General features: G+C 56.8%; 23 protein-coding genes. 6 read left to right on the plus strand and 17 right to left on the minus strand.

From position 1 onward, the window contains the following. Nucleotides 1-77: 77 nt before the first annotated feature. Together PKC81_RS08130 and PKC81_RS08135 are read left to right on the plus strand one after the other, a co-directional pair. On the plus strand, nucleotides 78-581 hold the full coding sequence (locus tag PKC81_RS08130; protein WP_324334921.1) for a hypothetical protein: 504 nt from the start codon (nucleotides 78-80) through the stop codon (nucleotides 579-581). A gap of 63 nt (nucleotides 582-644) precedes the next feature. Beyond that, on the plus strand, nucleotides 645-1,427 hold the full coding sequence (locus tag PKC81_RS08135; RefSeq protein ID WP_324334923.1) for a hypothetical protein: 783 nt from the start codon (nucleotides 645-647) through the stop codon (nucleotides 1,425-1,427). Between the two features lie 12 nt (nucleotides 1,428-1,439). Here the strand turns inward: PKC81_RS08135 and PKC81_RS08140 are convergent, their stop codons facing one another. The 4 genes from PKC81_RS08140 to PKC81_RS08155 form a co-directional block, all read right to left on the minus strand. After that, the gene (locus PKC81_RS08140; RefSeq protein ID WP_324334925.1) at nucleotides 1,440-2,642 is read right to left on the minus strand and encodes a hypothetical protein; all 1,203 of its coding nucleotides are present in this window, start codon (nucleotides 2,640-2,642) and stop codon (nucleotides 1,440-1,442) included. Beyond that, the gene (locus tag PKC81_RS08145; protein WP_324334927.1) at nucleotides 2,630-3,814 is read right to left on the minus strand and encodes a tyrosine-type recombinase/integrase; all 1,185 of its coding nucleotides are present in this window, start codon (nucleotides 3,812-3,814) and stop codon (nucleotides 2,630-2,632) included. The genes PKC81_RS08140 and PKC81_RS08145 overlap by 13 nt, the downstream gene beginning before the upstream one ends. After that, nucleotides 3,811-5,067 carry a site-specific integrase gene (locus PKC81_RS08150; RefSeq protein WP_324334929.1) on the minus strand — a complete coding sequence of 419 codons (1,257 nt, stop codon included), beginning with the start codon at nucleotides 5,065-5,067 and terminating at the stop codon, nucleotides 3,811-3,813. The genes PKC81_RS08145 and PKC81_RS08150 overlap by 4 nt, the downstream gene beginning before the upstream one ends. 261 nt (nucleotides 5,068-5,328) lie before the next feature. Beyond that, nucleotides 5,329-5,565 (minus strand): hypothetical protein, encoded by a 237-nt coding sequence (locus PKC81_RS08155; protein WP_115548978.1) that lies wholly within the window; start codon nucleotides 5,563-5,565, stop codon nucleotides 5,329-5,331. Between the two features lie 353 nt (nucleotides 5,566-5,918). Between PKC81_RS08155 and PKC81_RS08160 the strand changes: the two genes are divergently transcribed. Then, nucleotides 5,919-6,149, plus strand: coding sequence for a DUF6437 family protein (locus PKC81_RS08160; protein WP_324334932.1), 231 nt, complete (start codon nucleotides 5,919-5,921; stop codon nucleotides 6,147-6,149). 114 nt (nucleotides 6,150-6,263) lie between these two features. Here the strand turns inward: PKC81_RS08160 and PKC81_RS08165 are convergent, their stop codons facing one another. Then, nucleotides 6,264-6,656 carry a single-stranded DNA-binding protein gene (locus tag PKC81_RS08165; protein ID WP_324334934.1) on the minus strand — a complete coding sequence of 131 codons (393 nt, stop codon included), beginning with the start codon at nucleotides 6,654-6,656 and terminating at the stop codon, nucleotides 6,264-6,266. Here PKC81_RS08165 and PKC81_RS08170 point away from each other — a divergent pair. After that, nucleotides 6,655-6,867: a hypothetical protein gene (locus tag PKC81_RS08170; RefSeq protein WP_324334936.1), complete on the plus strand. Its 213-nt coding sequence runs from the start codon at nucleotides 6,655-6,657 to the stop codon at nucleotides 6,865-6,867. The genes PKC81_RS08165 and PKC81_RS08170 overlap by 2 nt on opposite strands. Before the next feature lie 229 nt (nucleotides 6,868-7,096). Here the strand turns inward: PKC81_RS08170 and PKC81_RS08175 are convergent, their stop codons facing one another. The 6 genes from PKC81_RS08175 to PKC81_RS08200 all read right to left on the minus strand — a co-directional run bounded on the left by PKC81_RS08175 (nucleotide 7,097) and on the right by PKC81_RS08200 (nucleotide 12,986). Next, nucleotides 7,097-7,351, minus strand: coding sequence for a hypothetical protein (locus PKC81_RS08175; protein ID WP_324334938.1), 255 nt, complete (start codon nucleotides 7,349-7,351; stop codon nucleotides 7,097-7,099). A 112-nt stretch (nucleotides 7,352-7,463) separates the two neighbouring features. Then, a complete protein-coding gene (locus tag PKC81_RS08180; RefSeq protein WP_324334940.1) occupies nucleotides 7,464-8,417 on the minus strand; it encodes a DUF2493 domain-containing protein in 954 nt (317 codons plus the stop codon). A 269-nt stretch (nucleotides 8,418-8,686) separates the two neighbouring features. Further along, nucleotides 8,687-9,418 carry an RES domain-containing protein gene (locus tag PKC81_RS08185; protein WP_115548983.1) on the minus strand — a complete coding sequence of 244 codons (732 nt, stop codon included), beginning with the start codon at nucleotides 9,416-9,418 and terminating at the stop codon, nucleotides 8,687-8,689. Continuing rightward, the gene (locus PKC81_RS08190) at nucleotides 9,390-9,767 is read right to left on the minus strand and encodes an antitoxin Xre/MbcA/ParS toxin-binding domain-containing protein (protein WP_115548984.1); all 378 of its coding nucleotides are present in this window, start codon (nucleotides 9,765-9,767) and stop codon (nucleotides 9,390-9,392) included. Before PKC81_RS08190 ends, PKC81_RS08185 begins: the two co-directional genes overlap by 29 nt. Nucleotides 9,768-9,849: 82 nt before the next feature. After that, a complete protein-coding gene (locus PKC81_RS08195) occupies nucleotides 9,850-10,779 on the minus strand; it encodes a zincin-like metallopeptidase domain-containing protein (RefSeq protein ID WP_324334944.1) in 930 nt (309 codons plus the stop codon). A 161-nt stretch (nucleotides 10,780-10,940) separates the two neighbouring features. After that, the gene (locus PKC81_RS08200) at nucleotides 10,941-12,986 is read right to left on the minus strand and encodes a ParB/RepB/Spo0J family partition protein (RefSeq protein WP_324334946.1); all 2,046 of its coding nucleotides are present in this window, start codon (nucleotides 12,984-12,986) and stop codon (nucleotides 10,941-10,943) included. A gap of 182 nt (nucleotides 12,987-13,168) precedes the next feature. Between PKC81_RS08200 and PKC81_RS08205 the strand changes: the two genes are divergently transcribed. Together PKC81_RS08205 and PKC81_RS08210 are read left to right on the plus strand one after the other, a co-directional pair. Continuing rightward, nucleotides 13,169-13,855, plus strand: a complete 687-nt coding sequence (locus tag PKC81_RS08205) for a hypothetical protein (RefSeq protein WP_324334948.1) — start codon at nucleotides 13,169-13,171, stop codon at nucleotides 13,853-13,855. Next, a complete protein-coding gene (locus PKC81_RS08210; RefSeq protein WP_115548988.1) occupies nucleotides 13,848-14,738 on the plus strand; it encodes a nucleotidyl transferase AbiEii/AbiGii toxin family protein in 891 nt (296 codons plus the stop codon). The genes PKC81_RS08205 and PKC81_RS08210 overlap by 8 nt, the downstream gene beginning before the upstream one ends. A 356-nt stretch (nucleotides 14,739-15,094) precedes the next feature. On the opposite strand, the gene PKC81_RS08215 is transcribed toward PKC81_RS08210, so the two are convergent. From PKC81_RS08215 to PKC81_RS08240, 6 genes are all read right to left on the minus strand, one after another. Continuing rightward, nucleotides 15,095-17,137, minus strand: coding sequence for a hypothetical protein (locus tag PKC81_RS08215; RefSeq protein ID WP_324334950.1), 2,043 nt, complete (start codon nucleotides 17,135-17,137; stop codon nucleotides 15,095-15,097). Then, nucleotides 17,122-18,006 carry a hypothetical protein gene (locus PKC81_RS08220; RefSeq protein WP_324334952.1) on the minus strand — a complete coding sequence of 295 codons (885 nt, stop codon included), beginning with the start codon at nucleotides 18,004-18,006 and terminating at the stop codon, nucleotides 17,122-17,124. The genes PKC81_RS08215 and PKC81_RS08220 overlap by 16 nt, the downstream gene beginning before the upstream one ends. After that, the gene (locus tag PKC81_RS08225; RefSeq protein ID WP_324334954.1) at nucleotides 18,003-19,049 is read right to left on the minus strand and encodes a hypothetical protein; all 1,047 of its coding nucleotides are present in this window, start codon (nucleotides 19,047-19,049) and stop codon (nucleotides 18,003-18,005) included. Before PKC81_RS08225 ends, PKC81_RS08220 begins: the two co-directional genes overlap by 4 nt. Beyond that, nucleotides 19,036-20,112: a GTPase-associated system all-helical protein GASH gene (locus tag PKC81_RS08230; RefSeq protein WP_324334956.1), complete on the minus strand. Its 1,077-nt coding sequence runs from the start codon at nucleotides 20,110-20,112 to the stop codon at nucleotides 19,036-19,038. Before PKC81_RS08230 ends, PKC81_RS08225 begins: the two co-directional genes overlap by 14 nt. A gap of 20 nt (nucleotides 20,113-20,132) precedes the next feature. After that, entirely contained in the window at nucleotides 20,133-21,443 is a 1,311-nt protein-coding gene (locus PKC81_RS08235) for a metallophosphoesterase (protein WP_324334958.1), read from the minus strand. A 392-nt stretch (nucleotides 21,444-21,835) separates the two neighbouring features. Beyond that, nucleotides 21,836-23,620 (minus strand): strawberry notch C-terminal domain-containing protein (locus PKC81_RS08240; RefSeq protein WP_324334959.1); only part of this gene is annotated, 1,785 nt, incomplete at its 5' end.

Below are 23,620 nucleotides of genomic sequence, written 5' to 3' on the forward strand. Positions count from 1 at the left end.
ACAGAATGGGCAAAACTGCTGCAAGTGAAACCATTTAATTTCAGTATCATAGTACAGATAATCGAAAAGGAATGGTTATGAGCACAGCTTGGTTGAAAGCAAACTTGCCAGGGTTTGCAAACTTATCGCTGGCCGAGCGCCGAGCAATTGCCGATTTCACATTTTTGTGGACGCTTTTTGAGGCAAGGATTCTCGCAACACGCGGAAGCGCGCAGGCAATCACAAGCGCGGTGACGGCATGGTACCAGGCTGGCCAGCTTGCCGTCAATTCCTTCGATGGCGAACTTGCCTATTTCCGCAGCCGCTATTTTGAAAACGGAGAATTCACCCATCATTTTGATGGGCTGCATCTGAGGCAGAACGACAACCCCGCGCTCGTAAGAGGCGTGATTGATGGAAGCGACAATGGGGATCAAAACCGTGTGATCGCGATTCTGACGATACTCTTCCGATATCGAAACAACCTCTTTCACGGGATAAAGTGGCAGTACCATTTTGTCGATCAATTAGAGAACTTTCGGCAGGCCAATGCGATTCTAAAACGAGTTCTTGAACGTCACGGAAACTTGCTTGGGCCTTAACCTCCACCTATTCTCACTGAACATTAAGCCTGCATCACATTGTCCGAGCATTTGGGGTTAGCCATGCTGAGAAACACAGAAATCTCAGAACTTCGTCCCGAGATGATCGAAGTCGTGAGAAGGGCTCAGCACCTTGTGCATTCCTACCTCGCGGGATTGGCTTTCATTGCCAAGGACACGGCACGTGACCCCGCCTTCACCTCAAATCATCTTCTTTCTTACCTTTCGCAGGATATCCTTCAGTCAGCGATGGCAGTGATGACTCTCACTACTGAAGGGGTGCTAAATGTGGTCCGTCGAGAGCTTCGATTTTTAATCGAGGCGTCAATCAAGATTTGCTATGTTCAGCAGCGCAGTTACTCATCGACTATCGAGGAGAAGTTGCAGCTCTATGATAAGGTTTTTCAGTCGCAACGCATTTCAATCAAAAACAATCTCGACCTACCGCTTTTGTCGGAAGGTATTCGAGAAGAGTTCTACGAAGAAGTCGGCCGCTTATATGGAGCAACCTCGAAGTACGTTCATCTGTCACCCGACCAGATTGTCGAATCAATCGCTTTGGCTCAGGCCGGCATAACGTCCGGCATGGAAGGGCCATCCGAAGTTGAAAAGCTGAATTTATTGGCCGAACGCGTTCTAGCAGCATCGTTAGTCTTACTTTTTCATAGCGTCCCTAGTTGGGTGGCGGGAGACTGGTTAGTAGACCGAAACGGCAGCACGATTGATTGGCACTTTGTGCAGTCAAAATTCATTGCCGATCTAGACCAGCAATTTGACTATAAGCACGAACGGCAAGATCGATTGGCAGAAATCCAAGCGCACCGTGCTGTTGGAATAAGGTTCTAAGCCACCTCGCAATCAGCTTTTAGGCAAAATATACTCGGCAAAGTTTGGTACGATGTGTTCGTCCCAAACCTCTGCGCCTATCAGTTTTTCGCCAGCGCTGTTTATTTCTTCCAGCGGCAAATCACTCACGCGCACGCCGGTTGGGACATAGCGCAGCACGGCTTGCCCAATAGTGATCTCACGGCTCGGAAAGCTCTGCGAGAATTTGCGCAACTGTGGGACCAACCGGTGGTGAAGCTGGCTATCAGAGCGCCCTTCATGCTCTGCATAAGCACGGCGAAGCTCCGCGCTAACCACATCGTCAACCGTAGCCTTTGTGAGCGCTGCATCTTCGGCGGCGACAATTTCGGGTAGGTAGTCATTCATTGGATCACCTTGCGGATTTTGAAGCCGGATCGTGGCATCGACAATGACGAAAGGTGGTGCAACTACCCAAGCGTGACCACGCTGAGCCCCAGGGAAGTCTATAACGTCGCAGGAAGCCTGACCGCGCCAAAGGTCAGCCTCAGTGACTTCGGCAACGAAAGAGCCCATGAGTCCGAAGCTCCAAATGCCCATACGATCGAGGATGCGAGGCAACATGGAGGAAACATGCACGCAGCTTCGCTGCATACCTTCCTTCTCAAACAGGTCTGCCATGAAGCTTGCCAATTTTGGTACGATAATGCGCGCTCTTGCGTCATATTCAGCAGAGCGCGGACGCGTATCTACCCACTGCGCGTATTTCTCCAGAAATTGCCCGTCCATTTGCTCCCGCTCAAGGAAAGCCTGCTGATCGTAGAAACCAAACTCTGCCGTATTGATGCCAAAGCCACGCAGCTCTTCCTCTATGCTCTGATGTGCGTTGACTTGCGCTCTAGCACGCTGCTTTGCTTGTCCCATGGCTTCCTCTGAGTTTTTTGGCCTACCCCCTGCATTATAGACCGTGGCCCGCTCGAGCCATCGATCATTTATTCGCGCAACCCTATTCCCCTTTTGTTGCATCCCAACGATGACTGCTTTCCCATCATTGGCCGTAGAACTGGCCAGTCCGTAATCTCCAACGTTGTCGCCCAACCTGGGCCGATCACAGCCGCCGATTCCAGTCGTTCGGAGTCGACTTCCACCTGCTGAATCTATGACGGCTTTCGACGGCGCGGTTTTGGCATCGTGAACGGCTGCTATGTTGGTGAAATAGGAACCCGAGTTTGCTGATGCACAGATCATCCGCTCCAACCATCCAACAACTCCCCTACCTTCTCCGCCGCAGCGACAACCTGCCCGTCATCCAGATGCGCATAACGCGCAGTCGATCCAATTCGCGCATGGCCAAGCAGCTTCCCGATCATGGGTAGCGTCTCGGACATCGCCGCAGCATGACTTGCAAAACTGTGCCGAAGATCATGCAGCCGGACATGGGGCAGGCCAGCTGCCTTCCTTGCGTGGTAAAAATGGTGCTCCACCGATGATCTGAACTGCGTTGTCTTATCATGCCAAAATATCTGGTCGTGCGCTTTATGTCGCGGCAAGGCGTCGAGCAACGCCCTGACTTCTTCCCCGACCCAAACGGTGCGCGGCCCGGTCTTGCTGTCGTGCAATAACAAGCGCCGCCCTTTGACCTCACCCCATGTCAGTCCCAAGATTTCGCTTTTTCGGCATCCGGTGAGCGTAATCACAAGAAGCGCCGTTGCCTGCATCGGAAAATCCTGTTTCAGCTCTTCGAGCACGGCGCCAAATCGCGCCAATTCTTCCACGGACAGAAAGCACTGAAATTTGCGTTTGCGGTTGGGCCGGATACCGCGACAGGGATTTGAACATTCCTCGCGGTAGCCCCAGCTTTCCGCCCTGTTGAACATGGCGCGGACCAGTTCGAAGCAGCGGTTTCCGGCACCGGGCCCTCCCCTGTCGGTAACACGCTTGAACCATTTGAGCACTTCGGCTTGCGTGATCTCGTCAACGAAACGACCGGGAAAGGCGTTATCCAGATATTTGCGGCGCGAAATATCATGGCTGGCAATTGTCGATGGTTTCCATTGGATGGCAACCTTCTGCCAAAACTCCTCCAAAAAGACGTCAAAACGGGGCGAAGAGCGAATACGCTGTGCGGTGTCAGCTGGATTGTCGCCGGTTTGTGCGCGTAGCAGTATGCGCTTTGCGACATCAGTCGCCTGTGCATTGGTGAGCAGAGCGGCATTTCCAATCGTAACGGTGCGCACGCGGCCTGCCATCATGGTCTGCAAAATGTAGACTTTGCGACCCGACGCATAATGGCGCACGCCGAAGCCAGCCAAGGTCAATGACCAGATGGTCTGTCTTGGACGGCCCCAGCGGCGTATCCCGCTGAAGGGAGTGATGCCAACGATTGCAAGTTCTTCTGCAACAATGCGGGCAAGGCTATGGGCGGTCATGCTTTTACTCCCATTGCTGAAGCTATCGAGGAACAGATGCGCGATGCGGCATCCATCACAGCGTCGTCGGCCAAGTGCGCATAACGCGCGGTCGTTTCCGGCAAACTATGGCCTAGGAGCTTCCCGATCACGCTGAGCGAGATGTCGTCGCGGATCGCAACCGAGGCAAAACTGTGCCGCAGGTCGTGCATCCTGACATCGGCGAGTGCCGCGCGTTTGCGCAATATCCGCCAAATGGGATCAACGTTGAAGGGGACATGGGTTTTGCGGACACAGCCAAAGAGCAAGCCCGATTGCGAACGATTGGGTAACGCATCGATAACCGCCTGTGCCTGCCGGTTGAGATAGATGACCTTGGGACCTGTCTTACTGTCGGGAAGGAACAGGCGTGGCGGCTTGATATACTCCCAGCGCAATGCAACGATCTCACTGCGGCGTGCGCCAGTGAAAATCAGAAGCCTGATGATAGCGACCGCCTTCGGGAACTCGCTTTCCGCCTCGCGCAGGACGGCAAAGAGGCGGCGATATTCAGCCGGGCTCAAATAGCGTTCGGGTAGCTTCCGCTTGAAACGCGGAGTTCCTCTGCACGGGTTCGAACCTCGCCGCCTATACCCCAATTGCTCGGCATAATTGAGCATCACTGCCAATACCGGCAATGTGCGATTGAACACACCCGAGCGCGAGGCCATCGCATCGCGCCAGCGCATGACTTCGCACCGCGCAATCGAGGCCAATGGCATATCGCCAAAGACCGGTATCAATTCCGAATAAACTGCCTGGCGATTGCGATAGACGGTCTGCGGTTTCCAATGCCGCTCATAATCACTCAAAAATTCATCGACATAATCGGCAAATATGACAGACTTTGGTAAGCGCTCTTTGGCTCTTGTCGGTAGGCCATCAAGCTGGTTTGCAGCCAACCGTTCGCGCGCCTTCCGCCTTGCCTCCTCAGCGCTGACCTTGTTGACAGGTCCCAGACTGATCGTGCGTTGTACTCCGCGTTCGCGATAAAAGACGACCCAGTTTTTGCCATTGGGCGGACGGAAACGAAGACCGAAACCGGGAAGCTCGCTATCCCAGATCGTTTCGCTATGCTTGCTGCAACTTCTGCGCGCGGTATGATCGGTCAGCCGGACAGGTGGATTTTGTCGTCGGCGATCCGTTTGGGATTGCTGATTCGTTTCCCCTTCAAGACCCGTTTTCGGGGTAAGCGGATAGCCATTTCCACCCCCCGGAACGAGCGTGTCGCCCACGACACAAACTCGTTGATTTTCAACAATATAACTCTCTAAACTTGCCGAGGTCGGCGTACGGTGTGCTTAGATTTTCCCAGCTGCGAGGGTTCGATCCAGTGTCCAATGCTTTACGCGATGGTGCCTTTTGCGTTCTTCTCAAAACGGACCTTGCCTTCGCGTAAAACGCGTTCGCAAAATGGCTAGCGCCAAGATCACTTTGGCACGCGAGCAAGAAAAAAGAGGAAGCCCGTGATGGACTTCCCCTTGAGCGTATTTTCTTCAAAACTCGTCGAGCATTTGGCTTGGAACCGAGTCGACAATCCGGTCGACCAGGTGCTGGGGTAATGCTCCATAATCGCCTTCGTCGACGACGATATAACCCCGCTCGAAATCGGTCAGAATATATTGGTTGAAGTAGCTGTGAAAGGAGCGTGCGTAAGCGCAATGCATCGCAGCCTTCAGTGCCTGCTCATCGGCTTGGCGTTGCGTATATTCGAGTGCTTGTGAACCGTTCATGATAACCTCCTGATGATAAAGTGATGCTTCGCATCAGGATGCGGACAATGGGCAGGAAGGACGGGTCAGGGACCGCATGAAACATGCGGCCGCGCGAGCGGCGATGGGGGCAACGATTTTTCTGGGTGCGCTATGGCAGAGCCGAGCCGCATCCGGAAAAATGGTGGGGCCCCGTCGTCCTTGACGCGTCCCGAGACCTACCCATTAGACTTGGAATATTGTGAGAGAGCCCCTCCCCCACTCTCCATTAAACCGGTGTGGAGGCCACACTGAAGATTTCATTTTCCTACAGGCGCCCTGTCCGGATAGCGTCCTGAATTGGAGGGGACCAACGGCCAGCGAAAGGACATCTTATGGCCCGGTCCAAAACCAGCGCAGTCGATGCGCTTAAACGCCTGCAAGCCCAACGAAGCGAGCTCGATGCACGCGAAACCAAGCTGCGCACCGATGCAGCAAACGAACTGGGAAGAATGCTGCTCGAATGCGGCGCCGAGACGATCGATGCTGCAAAATTGCGACAACTGATAAAGCACACCAGCGCGATGGGCATTGATACGGTGCTTACAAAACTCGGCAAAGCCTAATCCATGAATGGCGGTGGCATGGGGCTCGATGCCCCTGCTGCCGCCCTCAATTCCAGCACATAAGAAAAGACCCCGCCAGCTTGTGCCAGCGGGGCCTTTACGTGTTTTTGCCGATCAGTCTTCGTCGATCGGCGGCGCGTCTTCGTTGTCGTTCGAACGCGGCTTGGTGTGAAAGTCGACCTTGTCCGCATAGATTTCGCAGCCGTAGCGCTTGACGCCGTCCTGGTCTTCCCAGGATGAATAATGGAGCCGTCCCTCAACGCTCACCAGCTGGCCCTTCTTGCAATATTTGGCGACGTTCTGGCCAAGGCCGTTGAAGCAGGTCACGCGGTGGAATTCGGCATCCTTCACGGTATAGCCGTTTTCGTCCTTGAACGTCTTGCCCTCCTTGTTGCGGGCGGGCCGGTCGGTGACAACATTGATCGTGGTGATCGAGCTGCCACCCTGGGTTGAGCGGCTTTCGGGGTCGCGTGAAATGCGGCCGACGAGGATAACGAGATTGGTCATGTTACTTCTCCTGAATGCTGCATCCGGGACCATCCCCGGCTGCGAACAGAAAAGGAGAAACGGCGAGCGGGCGGTTGCACCGCGTTCACGCGGGGAACCCGATAAGCGTCGGGTGGTGCGGGCAGCGGCTTTAGCCGCAACACGGCCGGCAGAGTTCGGGTTGCAACCGACCGCTGGCTGGTTCACCTCGGTTCGCAAAAAGCCGGTATGATCCTGGGTGCAGACAGATTTCAGGAAAGAGCTGTCGCTGTCTCATTCCTCGTTTTGCAGTTTTCGCCCATCCCGGTCCACCCTCAGATAAGGCTTACATCGCTTCCTCATGTCAACACTGTCAGGTTCGCAGACGGGAAGCCTCAAGCCGCAATCGGAAACGGCGTTGAAGGAACCTCCACCGGCGGTGTGTCATCTGATCGCTGGTCCAAACGACGCCCTTTGAGCATTCAGGCCTGGGGTGCGATGAGGCGTCCCCAATCGGCAAAACTGGGAATGAAACCCAGATCCTCGATCACATGCTGCTCGCCAATCAGGCGGACAGGGACATGCTTTCCATCGGCATTGACGATTATGCTCCCAAAGAGCGTCTCGAGCATTAAGATGCCCTCGGCATGGTACCGCAAGGTCCGGTGGCGCGGGTCGGCGAAGATCGCTTTCGACTGGTCGAACCATTGGTAAAGTGCCAGATAATCGTCCGGCACTCATCCCCATTTACGGACCATCCACAGCGGCTCAACAGCTCCTAGGATGCCTCCCCTCTTGGTAGAAAAACGCCAGCGCCCAAAGGCGCTGGCGCGAATGGAGGGTGGCTCATTACCCCGATCTGGGGGTTCTTGCCTTCGGTGAGGTGCCAAGCGGACCGCGGCGGTCAACGACCGTCACGCGGGCGGCTTTGGCATCGATCACCAAACGTTCGAGGACGCCGTTTCCAGGAAAGGCGACGACATAGCGCGGATCGAGCGAGAGCATCTGCTCGTTGCGCTTGAACCCGGCGCGTGCCCCCAGTCGCCGGTCGAGCGCAAAGGTCAGTTGGGCAATCCCGCGACGCTCGGCCCAGGACGCCGCCAACCGGTCAACACCCTTGGTGTCGCCGCCATGCACCAGCACCATGTCGGGAACCGTGCCATGCACTTTGTCGAGTGTGGCCCAGACATTGGTTGCGAAGCTTTTGGCTTCATGCTCGGTTGGAAAGCGACAGCGTCCGCCGGCGAAGATGACGGGGGTGCCTTCGGGCATTGCTGCGCGCTTCTTCGCTGCACTTCTTGCGCGCAAAAAGTCGCGACCCTGCACCACGGCCGAGGTAAGCATGGCGCCATGGTTGAAGCGCGAACTGGAGACGGGTTTCCAGGACGATCCGAACTCGTTCATGTAGAGGGCTGCTGCAAATTCGCGCATCTCTTCCAGTGCCAACATGCTTGCTTCGGCACATTGCGCGCGTTCGATCTGGGTCTCGAGTTCATGCGTCAGTATCTCCGAGCCATCGTTCGAAGCAATGAGTGCGCGCACCTCGTCGGTCGCACGGTCGACACTCGTTGATTTGCGTTCCGCCGCACGGTGAAAGAGATTAACGAGGCCCCAGCCCAGATCCTCGGCATCGGCTTCAAGCGCTGTATCGCTGAACAGTGCAAAAAGATCCGACCAGACGCCTTCGAGCGTTTGGGCAACAGCCTCGGCACAGGGAAAGTCGGTCTGAGTTACGGGAGGCGGGCTTATGGTGAAACCGGAAAGATCGAGCCCGGCAAGTTGCTCGGCAAAAGTTGTTTGCATTGTGGTTCTCCTGACTATTGGCTGCTAGCGGCCTCTCCGCCAGCGAGAGCCCGTCAGGGCCAGCTTCAGGCAGGCAAGCGCACCGACGCGCCAGCGGAAGGGGAACCGGCCAAGGGCAGGCTGGCGCGGGCAGCGCTTGTGCAACAAGCGCAACACGGGCCTGCCCGGGCGGGTTGCGCAGGGCTGGCGGCTGGCCCAGGGCCTCTCTCGCTATGGCGATGGCCGCACGCCTCAGGCGTCAGGAATTCATGTAAGCGCGTCTGCGCCCTTCAGCCGGGACCAACCAATCCGAACCCGGCGGCTGTGAACACCAGCTGATCCTCGGCCGGAAAGGCGGCGAATGCTGTCAAACGATCTTCTTCGTAGCGCAAATGCCAGGTTCGCTGCGTCACGGGATCGCGCCCGCCAAAGACGCTTGGCTCCAGGATGACGATGTTGCAGCGCGCCTCGGGATCGCGCGCCGATATCGTGCGGATCAAAGCGAGCGATGCCTCACGAGCGGCAGCGGCAAGGTCCTGGCAGGCACCATAGTCGTTGCGGTCGATCCAGCGCGCTTGCTCAGCATCGAAGGGGGGACAGGTCAGATCGATCGCCTGCTCAGAGCGAACGGCTACCGTGAAGCTTGAATGCTCGCTGGTGGCTGAGGAAGGCTCGAACCCCGGTGAACGCAAGAAAAAGCGCAAGCGCCAATATGCCGTCTCGGCAATGGCGGTTGCCTCGGCTTCGCTTGCATAGAAAATCCCGGGGCGTTCATCGGCACGACGAAATCGGCTAGGAGTGCGATGGCCATAGCGGAAGGGCGAAGCCAGCAGATAATGGAGACCTTGTGCAGCCTTGGGCAAATCCGGTTTGGCGGCTTCCGCAAGCGCCTCAAGCCGTGCCTGATCGGCAAGCGAAGCGGCCAAGCGGTTGGTCGAGATGCGGTGCTGTGCCTCGACCACCCGCCAGACATGACCGTTGTAGGCGCGAACCTCAGACGCGAGCGCGGTGGGCGTCCACATAGTCGCAAACGGTCAATAGGCCCTTGAAGCTGTCGATGAGATCGAGCGGCCGGGCATCAAGGTCAAGATTATGCGTCTGGAGCCAGCGGCGCGCCGCCGCGTCGTCGCTTCCCAGAAGCGAATCCAGGCTTCTGAACAAGCGCAGCAGAAATTGTCCGGCCTCAAAGGACTTGGACGCCGGATCGAGCATAGTGCGCCCGGTGGTCAACCGCGAGGCGGTCGCCTGCGAGAGACCGAGAATGGTCCCCAATTTGGCGGTGCTCAGACCCCAATAATCTGCTATTTTTGCAATAGCAGAGGTGAGAACGCGGGCATCCTCCTGTGCATCAACCTTGAAGCGCGTAGCCATGGTTCATCCTTTCATTTGAATATAATGACATATATTCATTCAAATGAATAGTAAAATCTTCGTGTCGATGAACGCTCCGCATTCAGGCCGCTTCTGCCACGGACTCTGCCTCGCCGAGGCCACATTCGCGGCCACCGAGTTTCAACAGCAGCGCACTTGCTTCTTCGGCGCGGGCAGCGGCGGTGAGGATTGCGCGGTCATCGTCGCGCAACAACTTGAGCCAATGGTCGACATAGCTTGCATGATTGTCGAGATGGGTGACCGGAAGTCCGAGTTCAGCGCCCAATATCGCGCTCGACAATTCGGCAATCAGTTCTTCGGCGGCATAGGCCGCACTGCCGAAGCGGTTTTTGAGATTACGGTCGAGCCGTGATCCATGCCCGGTCCAGTGCGACAATTCGTGACCAAGCGTCGCATAATAATGGTCAAAGCCTGAAAAGAGCTCGGGTGAGGGCATGGTGATCCGGTCGGCGGCCGGTTCATAATAGGCTTCGGAGCCCATATGGCGAAGTGATGCCGGTATCTGGCTGAAGAATAAGTCAAGGTCAGCTTTGCGCCCCTCCGGTTCGACCAGCGTAAGATCGTGCAAGGGATGATAGCGTTCGGGCAATCCGTCGATCTGATCGGCATTGAACACGGCATAGGCACGAAGCACACGGCGGCTTTCTACCTGTGTTTCTCCGCTTTCGGGCGCCTCGACCTCCTTGGAATAGCATTTGTAGAAAATCGCGATGGTCGACTTCTCGCCCTTGCGCACCTGCGCGTTCAATTTGTTCGCCTGCGCATAGGTCATCCAATAGGGCGAGGCATAGCCGCACATATCAGCAACCATCCAGAGCCAGAAGACATTCATACCCCGATAGGGCGTGCCGCAACTGCGCAGAGGGCGCGACACAGGGAGACCACGCCAGGGTTTGACCCAGGGTTTGGTGCCAGCCTCGAGCCTCTCGATGATCTGGTTGGTGATGTGGGTCGCAGGCGACACGCCAGCGCGTTTCGAATGATAAGCCATGTGGGAAACTCCTGAATGTCGGCCGGACCAGTCCGGCAATCGACATGGACCACAGGCTCCCCTCTCCTCTCTTTCCATTTGGCGATGAGAAGAAGCGGCCCCCATGTTTGCCAAGGGAGCCGCTTCCAACGCAGGCTCAAACCCGTCCTGTCAGGAGGAGGTCAGGCGGCGAGTTCGACGCCCGCATTGTTGGTTGTTTCCCGATTGATGGCGGGATCTAGGGCGGTCGACCCATCGGCATCCGGTTCAGCACCGTCTGCTGCATCTGCTGCGATCTCCGCATCGGTTTCGTTCGCAGATCTGTCGCCAGATGTATCGGCAAAGCGCATTGCGGGGGGCAGCCAGGCAAGTGCTCGTTCCTTAACCTCAACTTCGGTGATGAAATTGCCGGCGAAGATGCGTTCAGCGCTTGCAGCAAGTTCACCTTTCTTCGATGCTGAGAAGCGCGAAGCAAGCGTAGGCCCACCCACATCGGTCAATGCTTCGAGGATCACGGCTTTCGAGACCCTGTCGAAATAATTGGCCGCAGTCGGACGCCACCAGGCTGCCATGTCGATCCCGGTCAATTGCCCCAGATGGTCGTGGAAGACATTGCCGCGATTGCCGCTCACATTGAGGCTCGCCTCGAGCGTGCGACCGACCACCCAGCCAAGCCATGCCGAACGGGCTTCATCGTCGAGGCGGCGGAAGAGGTCGAAACGCTCGGCAATGCTGTCGCCCGCGCGCCAGCTTTCATCGAGACCGCCGCGAAGTTCGGCGATCGCAGCAGTGGCTGCCGCATCCTTCGCTTCAAATCCGTGCGCCGGACCCGATGAAGCCGATCCCCGGATGGTAAGGCCCGGTGATGTAGACCAGCGGTAGGTGTCCGCGTCGGCCAGAATGAACACGAACAGGTCGAGGGCGAGCGCGGGATCGCTTGCAACATGGAGCGCCAGCACGTCGCGGCGTTGCATCGCGAGTTCGTCGACGAGCCGCTGCGACATGGCCGCGCGAGCGGGCTTGTCACCCGATCCACTGCTGACGACCTCGACCGCGCCTTCCTCGCTTGAGTTCACGACAAGCACATTAGTGAAATATTGCGGCTGGAGCGTGGGCACACCGTCGCGGCCAAGCGTCAGGATCATCCCGCTTTCGCGCTTGATGTCGGCGTCGATCTCGACCGGACGGTCACGGATCGCGGCAATTTCGGCATCGATGCGCTCGATTTCTTCGGACGCTGCACTTGTATCGTCCTCGCTTGCATCTTCATCCTCGAGGATGACCGCTTGCGCGTCATAGGCGGCATCGAGCTCTTCGATGCGGGCCAATTCGTCTTCGGTGTAGACGCGCTGGGGTACGGGAACGCGGTGCAAGCCTTCGACAAGGTCATGGCTCACATAGACGTCGAGTGTCGGCTTAACCCAGGCAAGGCCCTGCTCTGCCGCAACGCTGGCTGCCGCCTCTTCCATCCTGGCATTTGCGAGATTTTCCAGAAGTGCAACGTCGAGCCAGCTTTCATTCTCTTCATCGTCGAACAGCTCGCGGTCGACGCGCCCGCCGGCTGCAAGATAGGCGTCCTTCCCGACCAGTTTCGCACGCGGATCGCTGCCGCGCACCGTACTGTTCAATACCATGCGGCGAATGCTGTCAGGCGAAGCGCGGTAGCAGGATTGGACGACTTCATCATAGACACGCGCCTGGATGGCCTGATCCGAGGTTGCCCCGTAAGCTTTCGCCATATCGAGCGTGATCTCGCCTGCAGCCAGCGCTTCGAAGACCACAGGGGCAAGCGATGCCAGACGCAGGCGGCCTTCGACGAAGCGGACGGTCAAGCCAAAGCGTCGTGCGACATCTTCGGGCGTTGCACCGGTTTCGATGATGCTCGCAAAAGCTTGTGCTTCATCGGCCGGGTTCATCTTGAGCGTGTGAAAATTCTCGGCAAGGCTTGCTTCGCGAACCTGCGTTTCATCACCGTCGAGAACCAGACACATGATGGGGAGTGTGCGCGACAGATGCTTGTCTGCCGCAAGCGCGAGCAAAGCCCTGCGGCGGCGTTCGCCTGCTTCCACCTCATATTGGCCCTTCTTGCCTTCGCGAACCACGAGGTTCTGCAAAAGGCCGTGCGCTGCCACACTTGCCTTGAGTTCGGCATCGGCGACCGGATCGGAGCGCTTGCGGACGTTCCGAGGGGATGCAACAAGCTTGTTCAACGGAATTGACTTGATCATGGGATTTCTCCTGAAGTGCGAGCCGACGCACCGCCAATCGGACGCCAGAGCTCAGCTGCTCGAGGGCCCCCTCCCCTCTTTGCTCCAGTTGGCGAACTACCATGGCCCTACTTTGCCCAGCACAATCGGCCACGAGCATAAAATTCTTGAACCTTTCATATTGTGGAAGTATTGAGAATTTTATGACAGCTTTGGTCAAAGAAATTTCAAAGGCGGGATTGGCAGGCCGCATCCTTGCAGAACGACAGCTCGCAGAGCTTGTTGGCGGGAGTGCTGCGCGCCGTTACGGGCTGGTCAACCGTGCGATCAAGGATAGAGCGCTGCTCCGCATCAAGCGCGGGACCTATGTGCTCGCAGCTCACTATCGGGCCGAGCCGGTCCATCCCTTTGCTGTCGCGCAGAGCCTGCTTCCCGGCAGTTACATCTCATTCGAAACAGCACTTTCCTATCATGGCTGGATCCCGGAGAGCGTGTTTACGACTGCCAGTGTATCGCCGGGCCGTAAGACGCTCGAATATACAACCGAAGCCTTCGGCAGCTTTGTCTTTCACCCGCTCGCTATCCATCAATATCGCCTGCTGACCAGCGTCGATCGCGTGGTCCTCGGCAAACAGACTGCTCTTGTTGCCCAGCCCTTGCGGGCCCTTCTCGACCTTATGGCGTTGCGCAAGCAGCCTTGGCAGGGCCTCGATTGGCTGACGAGCGGCATGCGGATCGACGAAGCGCAGCTGTTTGCGCTTAAGCGCACAGATTTTGCCGCATTGAAGCCCGTCTACAAGCATAAGGCGGTGAATGCGTTTCTCAACCAACTCGAAGACGCGCTGTTGAGCGGGAAGGCAACTGGCCGACGGAGTTCGCGAAATGATTGATCTGATCAAGGAACGGCTGCGCCGCTATGCTGCTGCAAATCCGCTCGAAGAAGAAAATGCGGTCAAGGAAATCCTCCAGGAAATCGCGCTCTACGCGCTTTGGCGCAGTGATTTTTTCGATGTCGCCCTGTTCCAGGGAGGCACCAGTTTGCGCATCCTGCACGGCCTGCCGCGGTTTTCCGAAGATCTGGATTTCCTACTGCGTACACCAAACCCTGATTTTGACTGGTCGCCCTATCTGGCCACGCTCACGCAAGTGGCTGCGGAGTTCGGCGTCAAGCTGGAGGCGCAGCCGCCTGCCCGGATGGATAAGGCCATCCATGCAGCGCTCATCAAGAATGATTCCATTGCCAATCAGCTGGACTTGTCTTTTGTCGGCCAAGACCGGCGAAAAACAATCCGGATCAAGCTCGAAATCGACGTCAATCCGCCCTTGGGATCGGGGGAGGCCACGAGCTTTCTCGATTTCCCCCTGGATTATGAAGTGCGCCATCAGGACCTACCGTCCAATTTTGCGCTCAAGATTCATGCGCTTTTATGTCGCGGCTTTTTGAAGGGTCGCGACTGGTTCGATTTTTCCTGGTATGTTTCGCGCGATATCTCGCCCAATCTCGCTCTCTTGCGCAATGCTCTCATTCAGGCAGGTCCTTGGAAAGGCGATGAAACCATTTCCGTCGATATCGCATGGCTGAAAGCAGCACTTTCCAGCACGATCGCCAAGATCGACTGGAAGGAGGCGGGTGAGGATGTTGCCCGGTTCCTCCGCCCAGCAGAGCTTCGCTCAATTGACCTGTGGAGCGAGCGGTTCTTCACGGCAAAGCTCGATAAACTTGCAATTGCGGCGATTGAAAAGCCGATTCAAAAGAGCAAATTAGATCGGTGATTTTTGCAGTCACTAACGAAGTAAGCCAGCCCGTAGGCAATTTGGTGCCGTGGGACGCTATAAAGTTTCAGACATAGGGGTATCTTGCACCATTGACCGCTTCCGCTAACATTTCCGCCGTTCGTCGCTCTGAATTTGATCGTCAGAACCGGTCGTTCGTTCAGCAGATTTGCAGAGCCCATGAATGACCGCCTTTGCGGCCGCAGACCGTATGTCTGTGCGGCTGCTTTGTTGTCGGAGACGGTCCGTCAGCTTCCATTGTGCTGAGTCATCCTCCTTGGTTGGCGGCGCGAGACCGATTGGGTGGAACCACCAAACGTGGCCTCGGAGCCTTCTGGAGGCCAACCGATCGAACGTCATTTGATCTTTTTAGCGATGTAGTCCGCTCTTGCCTTCATCCCCTTCTCGTTTGAGTTTTTAAGCCTTTTGTAAACGTCTCCTAAGTATCGGCGGCCGCGGCTAGTTTGAGCCGCTTCATCAATCAGCGCGAGCGCCATGTTCCCATCATCGGCCAATCTTCCGAAAATGTCTGGATCGAGGCGATTGTCGACAAATTTACGCGTCACGGTTTCCCGCAAACGAGAGCTGTTGTCCCAAACAAGCCAACTGCCTCCTTCAAGGCGCCGGGTCACCATGATTTCCACTTCATAGCGGTAGCGATCCGCTCGCAATGCCCGGTAGACCCGAGCATAGGAAAATCGAAGCAGCTCGGCCGGTGATTGCGAGCGGGATCCCAAAGCCCTTGCGCAAAAAAAAGCGGCAAGAAACTCTTCGTCTGACTGACTCAATTGCCCTTTTGCATGCTTCAACGCGGTTAGCCATGGATCGTCGGCAAGATCGCTGGAGACACTGTCCGGGTTAGAATAGCGTGCCAAGTCGGCAATGGAGGAAAGCCTCCCGACTTTGCCGGATGCCAGCACCGCCCCTAGCTTGTCCGGATTGTTGGCGAGGGCCCGCAACCAAAGCTGAACGGCTTGGTGATCGGCTTCTGCTGATTCCAGCGCGCGAACAAGCGCGTCTGGTTCGCTATGATGTACGATCATACTCGCCGGGCCTGTTCTGCCAGCGGCAAGAAGGGCCAAGGCTGCTTGGCCAGCGTCTTTGATCAGTATGTTGGATGCGAGTTCGTCATCGACGTCCGGCATTCGCCAGAATTCGGCCTCAAGCAAAATGTCCGGTCGTTGTTCTACGATCGGTGGAATGAGCGACGCGTGCGTTCGGAGCCCAGCGATGATTTCCTGACCTGGCATTTCCTTCAGCGCGTGGGCAGCTAGCTCTCCCAGGGGTCCGTCTTCAACCAAAGCTTGATGGAAGCGATCGGGCGACCGCTTCCAGAGCGCAATTCCGAATTTATCGGCTACCTCAATCTTCTCGCCGAAAGCCGAGGGCGATTTGAGCGTGTCGAGCAAAAATTCAAAAACGGTATCGTCAAGACCATCGAAGCTTCCCAGCGCCTTTCGGAAAAGGAGTGAGCGAACCGAGCGTGCTTGTCGACGCCCATTTTGATCCAAGCTGGCAAGCGCCCCTACAGCGCCAACCAGGTCGGGCGTGTCATTGACGAAGAGGCTCGAGTAGAGGTGACACAGCGGGACCATTGCGCGTCTGCCGCCATCGACGTCGCCGCCCGCACGCCGGAGGAAATCGCGAAGACTTCCCCCTGCTGGTGTCACTAAATCGATCAGCAGAGGGTTAAGAGCAGGGTTTGGGCGCACGTCGTGTGCCGCTATCGCATTTGGGAATTTTGAGGCGAGTTGACGATCGCTTAGCGGCGCAAGTTGGAGATCGAGCGCTACACCCTTGCCGGCGCGATCCATCCCTGAAAGTGTGCAGAAGCCGAATGCTCGCCGTAGCCTTGGCCATTGCTGCATCCATATTGTGGTCACAAGTCGCTCGTCCTCGAATGGCTCCTCGCATGCGGCGACGATCGCTTTTTCTGGGAAGGAATAGAGCGCATTGACGATTTGCCCGGCTCGCAAATAGCCGTCCAGCCGTTGCGGAACAGCCGATGGAAGGACCGTTATTGGAACTCGATAGGCTGAAGCTGCATCCTGATTGCTTGGTCGTTTGAACCCATCAAACAGGGGTTGGGCCGATGCCATTGTCGCGAGGTCAGCATTGTCGATAATCAAAGAGTGAGTCCATACGCAGCCAGGACGCGGCATTTCCGGAGCTGCCCAGGTTCGCGCGAGTACATATTTGCCGACCTTTTCCAGCGCGTAGCCGGTCAGATAGCCAGTCCGCTCGGGCTTGACACCAGGCCCAGACAAATCGCTCATCACGAGCATGATACGAGATTCACGGCTATCGAGCGGTAGCGAACTCGAGATGAGCCGGTGTCCATCGCTATAGCCGTGCAACGCCTGATGGACGACAATTGGTTCCATCAGCAGATCAACCATTGGAGCGGCAAGGTAATGTCGGTGCTCAGCTGATCTCCATCTACTATTTGAATTCGATCCGAAGGGCGCTCCAGTTCGCGCAAAGCGTCAGTCTCGGGAAGGCTCTCAGCCTTGTCGGGATCCTCATACACGCCCCCTTGCGCACTTACCCCCCAAACGCGCCATGTCCACGGGTCGCGACCGTTGCGCAGATATTGGGCGAGTAGTGGCAGCTTGGCCTCCAGCAGTTCCTCAGGCGAAAGTTCTTCGGCCGCCACCTTGTCCCAAGCCGATATGAGAACCGCTAGGCGTCGTGTCCCAACATTCAACTCGCCAGACATCAACATCTGCAAGAGGTCGACGATCCTCACCTGCGTGGGCGCGAAATCCGGACTCCAATCAATCGGCTCTGGATCAGGCGTAGTCGGCAAGCCATTGCCTGCTGCTTTTGCCATTGCACTTGCTAACTTCGATTGTTCGACGATCCACAAAGGATGCTTGATCGTGTCTCCGTTCACGAGCAAAACAATTGCTGGGGTCGACAGTGTTTCCAGCATGCCGTGATCCGCCTCTCGAAGTTCCCACATCCTGCCAAAATCCTCACCTGGCATGTCTGGAAAAGAAACTTCGACCAGTCGATTTCCTTCATCCTTCAGCCTCATCGAGACAGTTTTGGCACCACTGTGTTGAGTTCGCTGTTGGATCTTGCCCGATCGCCAGCGCTTGGCCAGCGCGTTCAAATGCTCATAGTTCCCTTGGCTGAGATTCTCGAAGCCAAGCGTGGTCGATGCGCCAGGCTCCCGAACCATGTGCCAAAGAGCCGCAAGGAAAGTTGTTTTTCCCGACGCCGGCAAGCCGATGATTGAAACATGGGCCGTTTGGTCAGTCATCGGATGCCGTCCTGGTTGACGGCAAAACGATCAAACATGCGATCAAATCCTGCGTGAGGCTCGGGACCAGGAACCGTCGAGGGTGTCGGCGCTTCGAGCCAGTAGAGAAGAAGATCGCCAACGCCGTCCCCCCTCGGCACCAGCTCACTGTCTTTTGGGGATGCTGCAACCACGAAGTGCTGAATTTCGCCGAGATGGGCTGAATGCGCGGTCGATATCGCGTGCACCAAGCCTTCGAATTCGCGTTGCGCGCGCTCAGCGTGCGGCGATTTGAGCACAGCATCCTTCTTGGTGAGGACGATGGCCAGACGGCAGCCCTTTCGTATAGCTTTGGATTCGATCAGCGCATCGATGATCTGCGGTGTTGCCGCTTTGACCTCATGGCGCTGTGTGCCATCCGCCAGTTGCTCGCCATTTACCAGCAGTGTGATGCAATCTGCCCTTCGAAGCTCAAAAAATTCGTTTGCATGCACGAGCTGGTCAGTTGCCGCCAGATAGTCTTCCCCCGATCGGTTGCCGATAAACAGAGATCTCACATTACCGGAAGTTTGGGCGAGGTCGAGATGAAAGAAGGTGGCATCTGCGCCGCTGCTGGTCCGCTCGGTGTGAGGCGCCGTTCGGCGTGAAGCTGCGCGAGCATCATGGCATGTCTTTTCCAACCCAACGAGAGTCGTTGATCCGGCGAAACCGACGCCCGCTACGGGGCCTGCCTGAAACAAGTCATAGAGGCCGGCAATAAGACTGGTCTTTCCAGACTCGTTTGGACCAACCAGCCCAATTACGCGCGACACATGTCGGCGTTGCATTTCGGATGCGTCAGCGCGTTGCAGCGCCAGCCCTGCAGCGAGAGACATCACTTTTCTGGCGGGCTCGGGTTCGACTTTGTGCTCCTCGACAACGGCTATGTCCTTCACGGACGGCGCGCTCAAGTGTGGGCACTCGTCGAGCGCGTAGCCTTCGACGCACTTACTGTCCGATCCAAAGCTGCACGCGGCATTGCTGCAAGTCTGTTGCTGAGAGAGCATCGGGTCAGTCGCCGACATAAAGGAAGAGATGTTCAAGATAGAATAGTTCGGCCAAGCGCACCGCTGGAAGTTTAGTGTCGGCAGGCAGCCCTGTCATTGCGGCCCAGCTCACTTGCCACGCATCTGCTGAGTTGACCTCCGCTCTTTTCTCCAATGCAAAATGGAGCGGTGTGGTGACCGGAGAAACTGCTTTCGCGCTAGAGACGGCCTGTGCCCAACCGATATCGGGCGCGTTTATCGCGTCTTGGATCGTGGTCGGCTTGTCGCCCACACCGGCGCGTGCGAGCATCGCAGCAACAGATGCAGGGCCAGGCGAAATTTCTGCAAGCTCCCCCAGCTCTTTTCCAAAAGCGAGTGGCCTGAACATAGGGTCAACCTTTGAAAACGGCTTACCAGCAACGCTACTGTACTCGCCCATCAGCCACCACAGCATTTGGAGCTCTTCATCGCCAAAGGTCAATTGGCGCGAAAGCCGTTTTGCAACCTTGTTCTGGGCCTCGACGATTCGCTCCAGTGCTGCGCCGACCGAATCGCTCAGCCTTTCGATTTCCTGTTTCCATTGGTCCTCGTCCGCCGGCTCTTCTGTTTCCTCCGAAACTTCGAAATTCAACTTGGGTACCGCAATCTCCAGATCTTTGGCGTCCGGGCGTGTATGGGCTTTCTTCCGCAGGGCCGTAAGGGCTGTGCTTGCCATTGCGGCAAGGTCCATCGGGAGCTCGGGCGACCGCAGCCCGGCAAATGAGGAGGTGATGACTGCGATTGCGGCATCGGGCAGGCTCGAGAACAAATGAACCAACGCCGCTGCTGAAAGGAACTGGAGCTCGCGTTTCGCCGATGAGGGATCCATGGAAGTCGAGCCTCCTGACATCGCAGCAAGAACGGCTTTATATTTATCCTCCAGCGCCTCGGTTTTTGTGCCGCTGGGAGGAGCGATACTGGCAAAGGCCAGACGGATCAAAACCTCGACAGTCCGATGATCTGCAATCGCGGCAGTTTCGACAACGCCCTTCCACCGAGCAGCGCGCGTTGCGCCCTCATCCATAAACAACTCGGCATACCAGCGGGCGAAATCGGAGTTCATTTCCGGAACCTTTACCATCCTCAAACCTCCAGTTTGGCGACTTCGGCCGCCACCTTTTCTATCAAGTTTCGTTGGGCAGCGCGGATTAAGGCCCGTCCATATCGCTCAGGTTCGGGTAGCTTCATCTCGCCTTCTTCGAGCAGCTCCAGGCTCTGGGCAATATCGCGCCGCTGGCTGCTGGAGAGGTTCCAGAACCGATACAATAGGTCTCGCGTATCCTCCTCGCCCATGGCAGCCTCCGCATCCTGGGCGGCGATGGCCTCGCCGCTGGCTTCGAGCACCGGCACTAACGTCACAGTCGAATCCGTTGATCGGACATTGACCGCCGGAATTTCCGGCTCTTCTGGGATCAAGATGGTAGATTCGAAAACATCTGCGCCTTGACTGGTCTGAATTGCCACAAACCGTTCCGGATTGTCTTGCATACGACGTTGGTGCAGTCGAACTCTAACACAACGGGTTTTACCTGCGCCTTCGATTTCAAGATGGATTAGATTATATCCCGGATCATAGGGCTTTTCAGATCGCGAGGGATTAACGGCTCCAGCACCAAGCCGAACATAATTTGCTTCCATGACCGCCCGTTGCTTATGCTTGTGGCCGAAAAGATGGAACATCGCGCGTGTGGTGAGTGCTTCATCTACGTCTTCACCATCCTCGAGCCATTCAATTGGGTGATGTACAAGCGCGAGATTGATGGTGTTCGGCGCTGGGTCGAGCACGGTTTGAAGCGGGCTGAGATAGAGATGGCCGGGCTTGTCGTCTTGCCCTTCCCGGCCTGAAAGCAACGTGGAGGAGAGCCCGTAAAGGCGAAGGTTCACGCCGCCGTCCAGAGGTATGTCCTGATGCCAGAACGGCTTGGCGGGCCAGATTTGGCAACCAAACGGAGCGGCGAAGTCATTATATGCTGAATGAGGCTGGAGAAGCTGTTGGCCTGCCGCTTCGTCTTTGAGTTGCTGCCGAAGCTTGGCTTCGCGTTTTGCGAGCGCAGTCGAGCCGATAGCGTGCTGGACGTTCTGGATCGACACACCATCTTTGATCATGGCTCGATCAACGTCGTGGTTGCCCGGAACGACGAAAATGCGCTCCTTAGGACAGCCGGAGATTGAGGACAGTTGCTGAATCCAGTCGCGCGCTGCTTTGTACTCATCTGGCGCGGCCTTGTAGGCAATGTCACCGCCCACAAGTATTGCACCTACTTCTCCTATTTGCTCGACCTGCTTCGTCAGATCGCGCATCATCCTGGTTCGGATTGGGGAGTCTGGATCCATCCATGGATCGAGGCAATCTGGCGCTTTGAAGTGGATGTCCGAAATGTGAAGTATGAGCATGTATGATCGTCCCCTGCGAGCCAGGGAGGCAACCCCGCCATGCAGAACCCGAGATAGCTCAATTCAAACAAAGTTCAAGAAGATGGTGTATGCTTAGAGCGTCGACACTTTGGTTTAGGATTTGCCGATTGCGTGAACGGCACGGTTGCAATCATAAATCGCAATTGTTCCATGTTAAAGCACAGTTATTCGATAATGTGGGTGGGCGTATTTACTTTGACGTTCTGCGAACCAGTCCTTTGCAGAACGAGCCTCTGTCGGTTCGGTGATCGTCCAACGAAGCCGCCATGCGCAGGTAAAATGAACAAAGAGCAGCTTAGCGAAATCTAGGCTCCATATCGGACTGTCGCCACTGTCCAACTTGGCTGCCCCTGATATCATCCGCTCAATCTTCAAACATGGGGCTTTGAAATAGCAGTCAAGATCGACGCCGCATCTGCGCATGGCAGAAAGAGCCGCGTCTGATAACGAATGATCTCGGTGAAGCAGCCTTTCGCTTTGTACCAATCCAGCCTCTCCGCCGACCAGCCTGACAGTTCCAGACGCTGACTTCCATTGACGAGCGAGCGCTTGACGGTCAGCGGCTCGACACCCAGGAGCAGCAAAGGCTTTCCAGTCCGCATGACTAGCGAAGCAAGCTCGGCTGGCGCGATTGCTTGAGGCAGGTCTGTGCCCAAGGCCGCCGCCAACTCTGGAATGTCGCCCATGCCGATCTCGCGCCCCAGCAGTGAACGGCCATCCTTCGCCGCGATCCGGCTCACTCTGACATAGTCGCCCGGAAGCTTGTCCCAGATCGGCAGCAATAGGCCGGTCGCAAGATGCAGCCGCTCGCGTTTTGGCGACGCCAGCGCTTCGGCGGTTTCGGCCCGCCAATCATTCTCAAACTGCTCGCGCCCGACCGGTTGCCAATTGCTCTCGGCAAGCTGTCCGGATGTCAGATATTCGGCGCGCAAGGGCCGGACGAGTTCAAATCGTTCGATACGCTCGCCGTCATCGGTGAGAAGCCCGCGTGCGCGCACGGCCAGCGCGACGCGCCCCGAACGCTGGTTTTGCATCGGACGGGTATGAGCATGGCCTAGATCGTGGATTTTGGTAAGGTCTTCAAGGCCGAGCGGTCGCTGGCGGCGGGCAATCTCGATCTCGAGCAAATGCGTCGTGGCACCCGATGCAGCGTCGATGCGCAGGACTTGATCTGTGAGTATTTGATAATCCTCGACAGGGATTGTTTCGACGCCAAGATCAAGCGTCCCTGCGACACGCGCCGCATCGACACGCGCTTCAACTAGGCCCAGATATTCATCGAAAATGCCGTTCTGCAACTGGATCGGAAAGGCGAGGATGCGATTGAGCCAGCGCTGAATGGTCGGCAGCTCGTCTAGCAATCCGCCACCTTCGGCCTCGATTCTGAGACCCGACAGCTTTTGGAATCGGTCCAGGCTGACGGCGTCGAGCTTGCCTTGGTAGAGCAAGTGGAACCAGCGAGTGAGTGCGTCTTTCGCGTAAATGCTCTCGAGATTGTCGGCCGGATTGAACAGGTTCTGCCCGCCCGTTTGGCGCTGACCGCGAGTGAGCGCGCCAAGGCTGTCGAGACGGCGCGCTATCGTCGAAATGAAGCGCCTTTCGCCCCGAACATCGGTCGTGACGGGCCGGAATAGAGGCGCTGACGCTTGATTGGTCCGGTTGGTGCGGCCAAGTCCCTGAATGGCTGCATCGGCGCGCCAGCCCGGCTCGAGCAGGAAATGGATCCGGCGCTCCTGGTTCTTCGCATGCAGATCGGCATGATAGCTGCGTCCCGTGCCCCCCGCATCGGAGAAGACGAGGATACGCTTGTCGCCATCCATGAAGGCCTGGGTTTCGAGGACATTGGAGCGGGACGAACGCGACTGCAGCTTTTGACTACCGTCGGTTCCGACCACCAACCGCCGCGAACGTCCCGTGACCTCGGCCACTGCATCGACACCGAAGCGTTCGATGATGGCATCAATCGCGGTTGCTACAGGCGGAAGCGCACACAGCCGCTCGATCATCGCGTCACGGGCTGCGACGGCGGCACGGCAGCGGACCGGATTGCCGTCGGCATCGCTCATTGGCTCGGAACGGGCTTCGCCATTTTCATCGACAAAGACCTGCATCAACCGGACGGGAAAGCTCTGTACCAGATAGTCGATCACATATTC

It is taken from the genome of Sphingorhabdus sp. (assembly GCF_035329025.1).
Taxonomy (GTDB): Bacteria; Pseudomonadota; Alphaproteobacteria; order Sphingomonadales; family Sphingomonadaceae; genus Sphingorhabdus_B.

Coding starts and splice junctions, on each gene's coding strand:
- PKC81_RS08210 (WP_115548988.1), top strand. CDS start 13,848: ATGATTGATCTGATCAAGGAACGGCTGCGCCGCTATGCTGCTGCAAAT.
- PKC81_RS08195 (WP_324334944.1), bottom strand. CDS start 10,779: ATGGCTTATCATTCGAAACGCGCTGGCGTGTCGCCTGCGACCCACATC.
- PKC81_RS08180 (WP_324334940.1), bottom strand. CDS start 8,417: ATGCAAACAACTTTTGCCGAGCAACTTGCCGGGCTCGATCTTTCCGGT.
- PKC81_RS08135 (WP_324334923.1), top strand. CDS start 645: ATGCTGAGAAACACAGAAATCTCAGAACTTCGTCCCGAGATGATCGAA.
- PKC81_RS08130 (WP_324334921.1), top strand. CDS start 78: ATGAGCACAGCTTGGTTGAAAGCAAACTTGCCAGGGTTTGCAAACTTA.
- PKC81_RS08235 (WP_324334958.1), bottom strand. CDS start 21,443: ATGCTCATACTTCACATTTCGGACATCCACTTCAAAGCGCCAGATTGC.
- PKC81_RS08145 (WP_324334927.1), bottom strand. CDS start 3,814: ATGACCGCCCATAGCCTTGCCCGCATTGTTGCAGAAGAACTTGCAATC.
- PKC81_RS08215 (WP_324334950.1), bottom strand. CDS start 17,137: ATGGTTGATCTGCTGATGGAACCAATTGTCGTCCATCAGGCGTTGCAC.
- PKC81_RS08200 (WP_324334946.1), bottom strand. CDS start 12,986: ATGATCAAGTCAATTCCGTTGAACAAGCTTGTTGCATCCCCTCGGAAC.
- PKC81_RS08165 (WP_324334934.1), bottom strand. CDS start 6,656: ATGACCAATCTCGTTATCCTCGTCGGCCGCATTTCACGCGACCCCGAA.
- PKC81_RS08155 (WP_115548978.1), bottom strand. CDS start 5,565: ATGAACGGTTCACAAGCACTCGAATATACGCAACGCCAAGCCGATGAG.
- PKC81_RS08225 (WP_324334954.1), bottom strand. CDS start 19,049: ATGTCGGCGACTGACCCGATGCTCTCTCAGCAACAGACTTGCAGCAAT.
- PKC81_RS08205 (WP_324334948.1), top strand. CDS start 13,169: ATGACAGCTTTGGTCAAAGAAATTTCAAAGGCGGGATTGGCAGGCCGC.
- PKC81_RS08160 (WP_324334932.1), top strand. CDS start 5,919: ATGGCCCGGTCCAAAACCAGCGCAGTCGATGCGCTTAAACGCCTGCAA.
- PKC81_RS08170 (WP_324334936.1), top strand. CDS start 6,655: ATGTTACTTCTCCTGAATGCTGCATCCGGGACCATCCCCGGCTGCGAA.
- PKC81_RS08190 (WP_115548984.1), bottom strand. CDS start 9,767: ATGGCTACGCGCTTCAAGGTTGATGCACAGGAGGATGCCCGCGTTCTC.
- PKC81_RS08185 (WP_115548983.1), bottom strand. CDS start 9,418: ATGTGGACGCCCACCGCGCTCGCGTCTGAGGTTCGCGCCTACAACGGT.
- PKC81_RS08220 (WP_324334952.1), bottom strand. CDS start 18,006: ATGACTGACCAAACGGCCCATGTTTCAATCATCGGCTTGCCGGCGTCG.
- PKC81_RS08230 (WP_324334956.1), bottom strand. CDS start 20,112: ATGAACTCCGATTTCGCCCGCTGGTATGCCGAGTTGTTTATGGATGAG.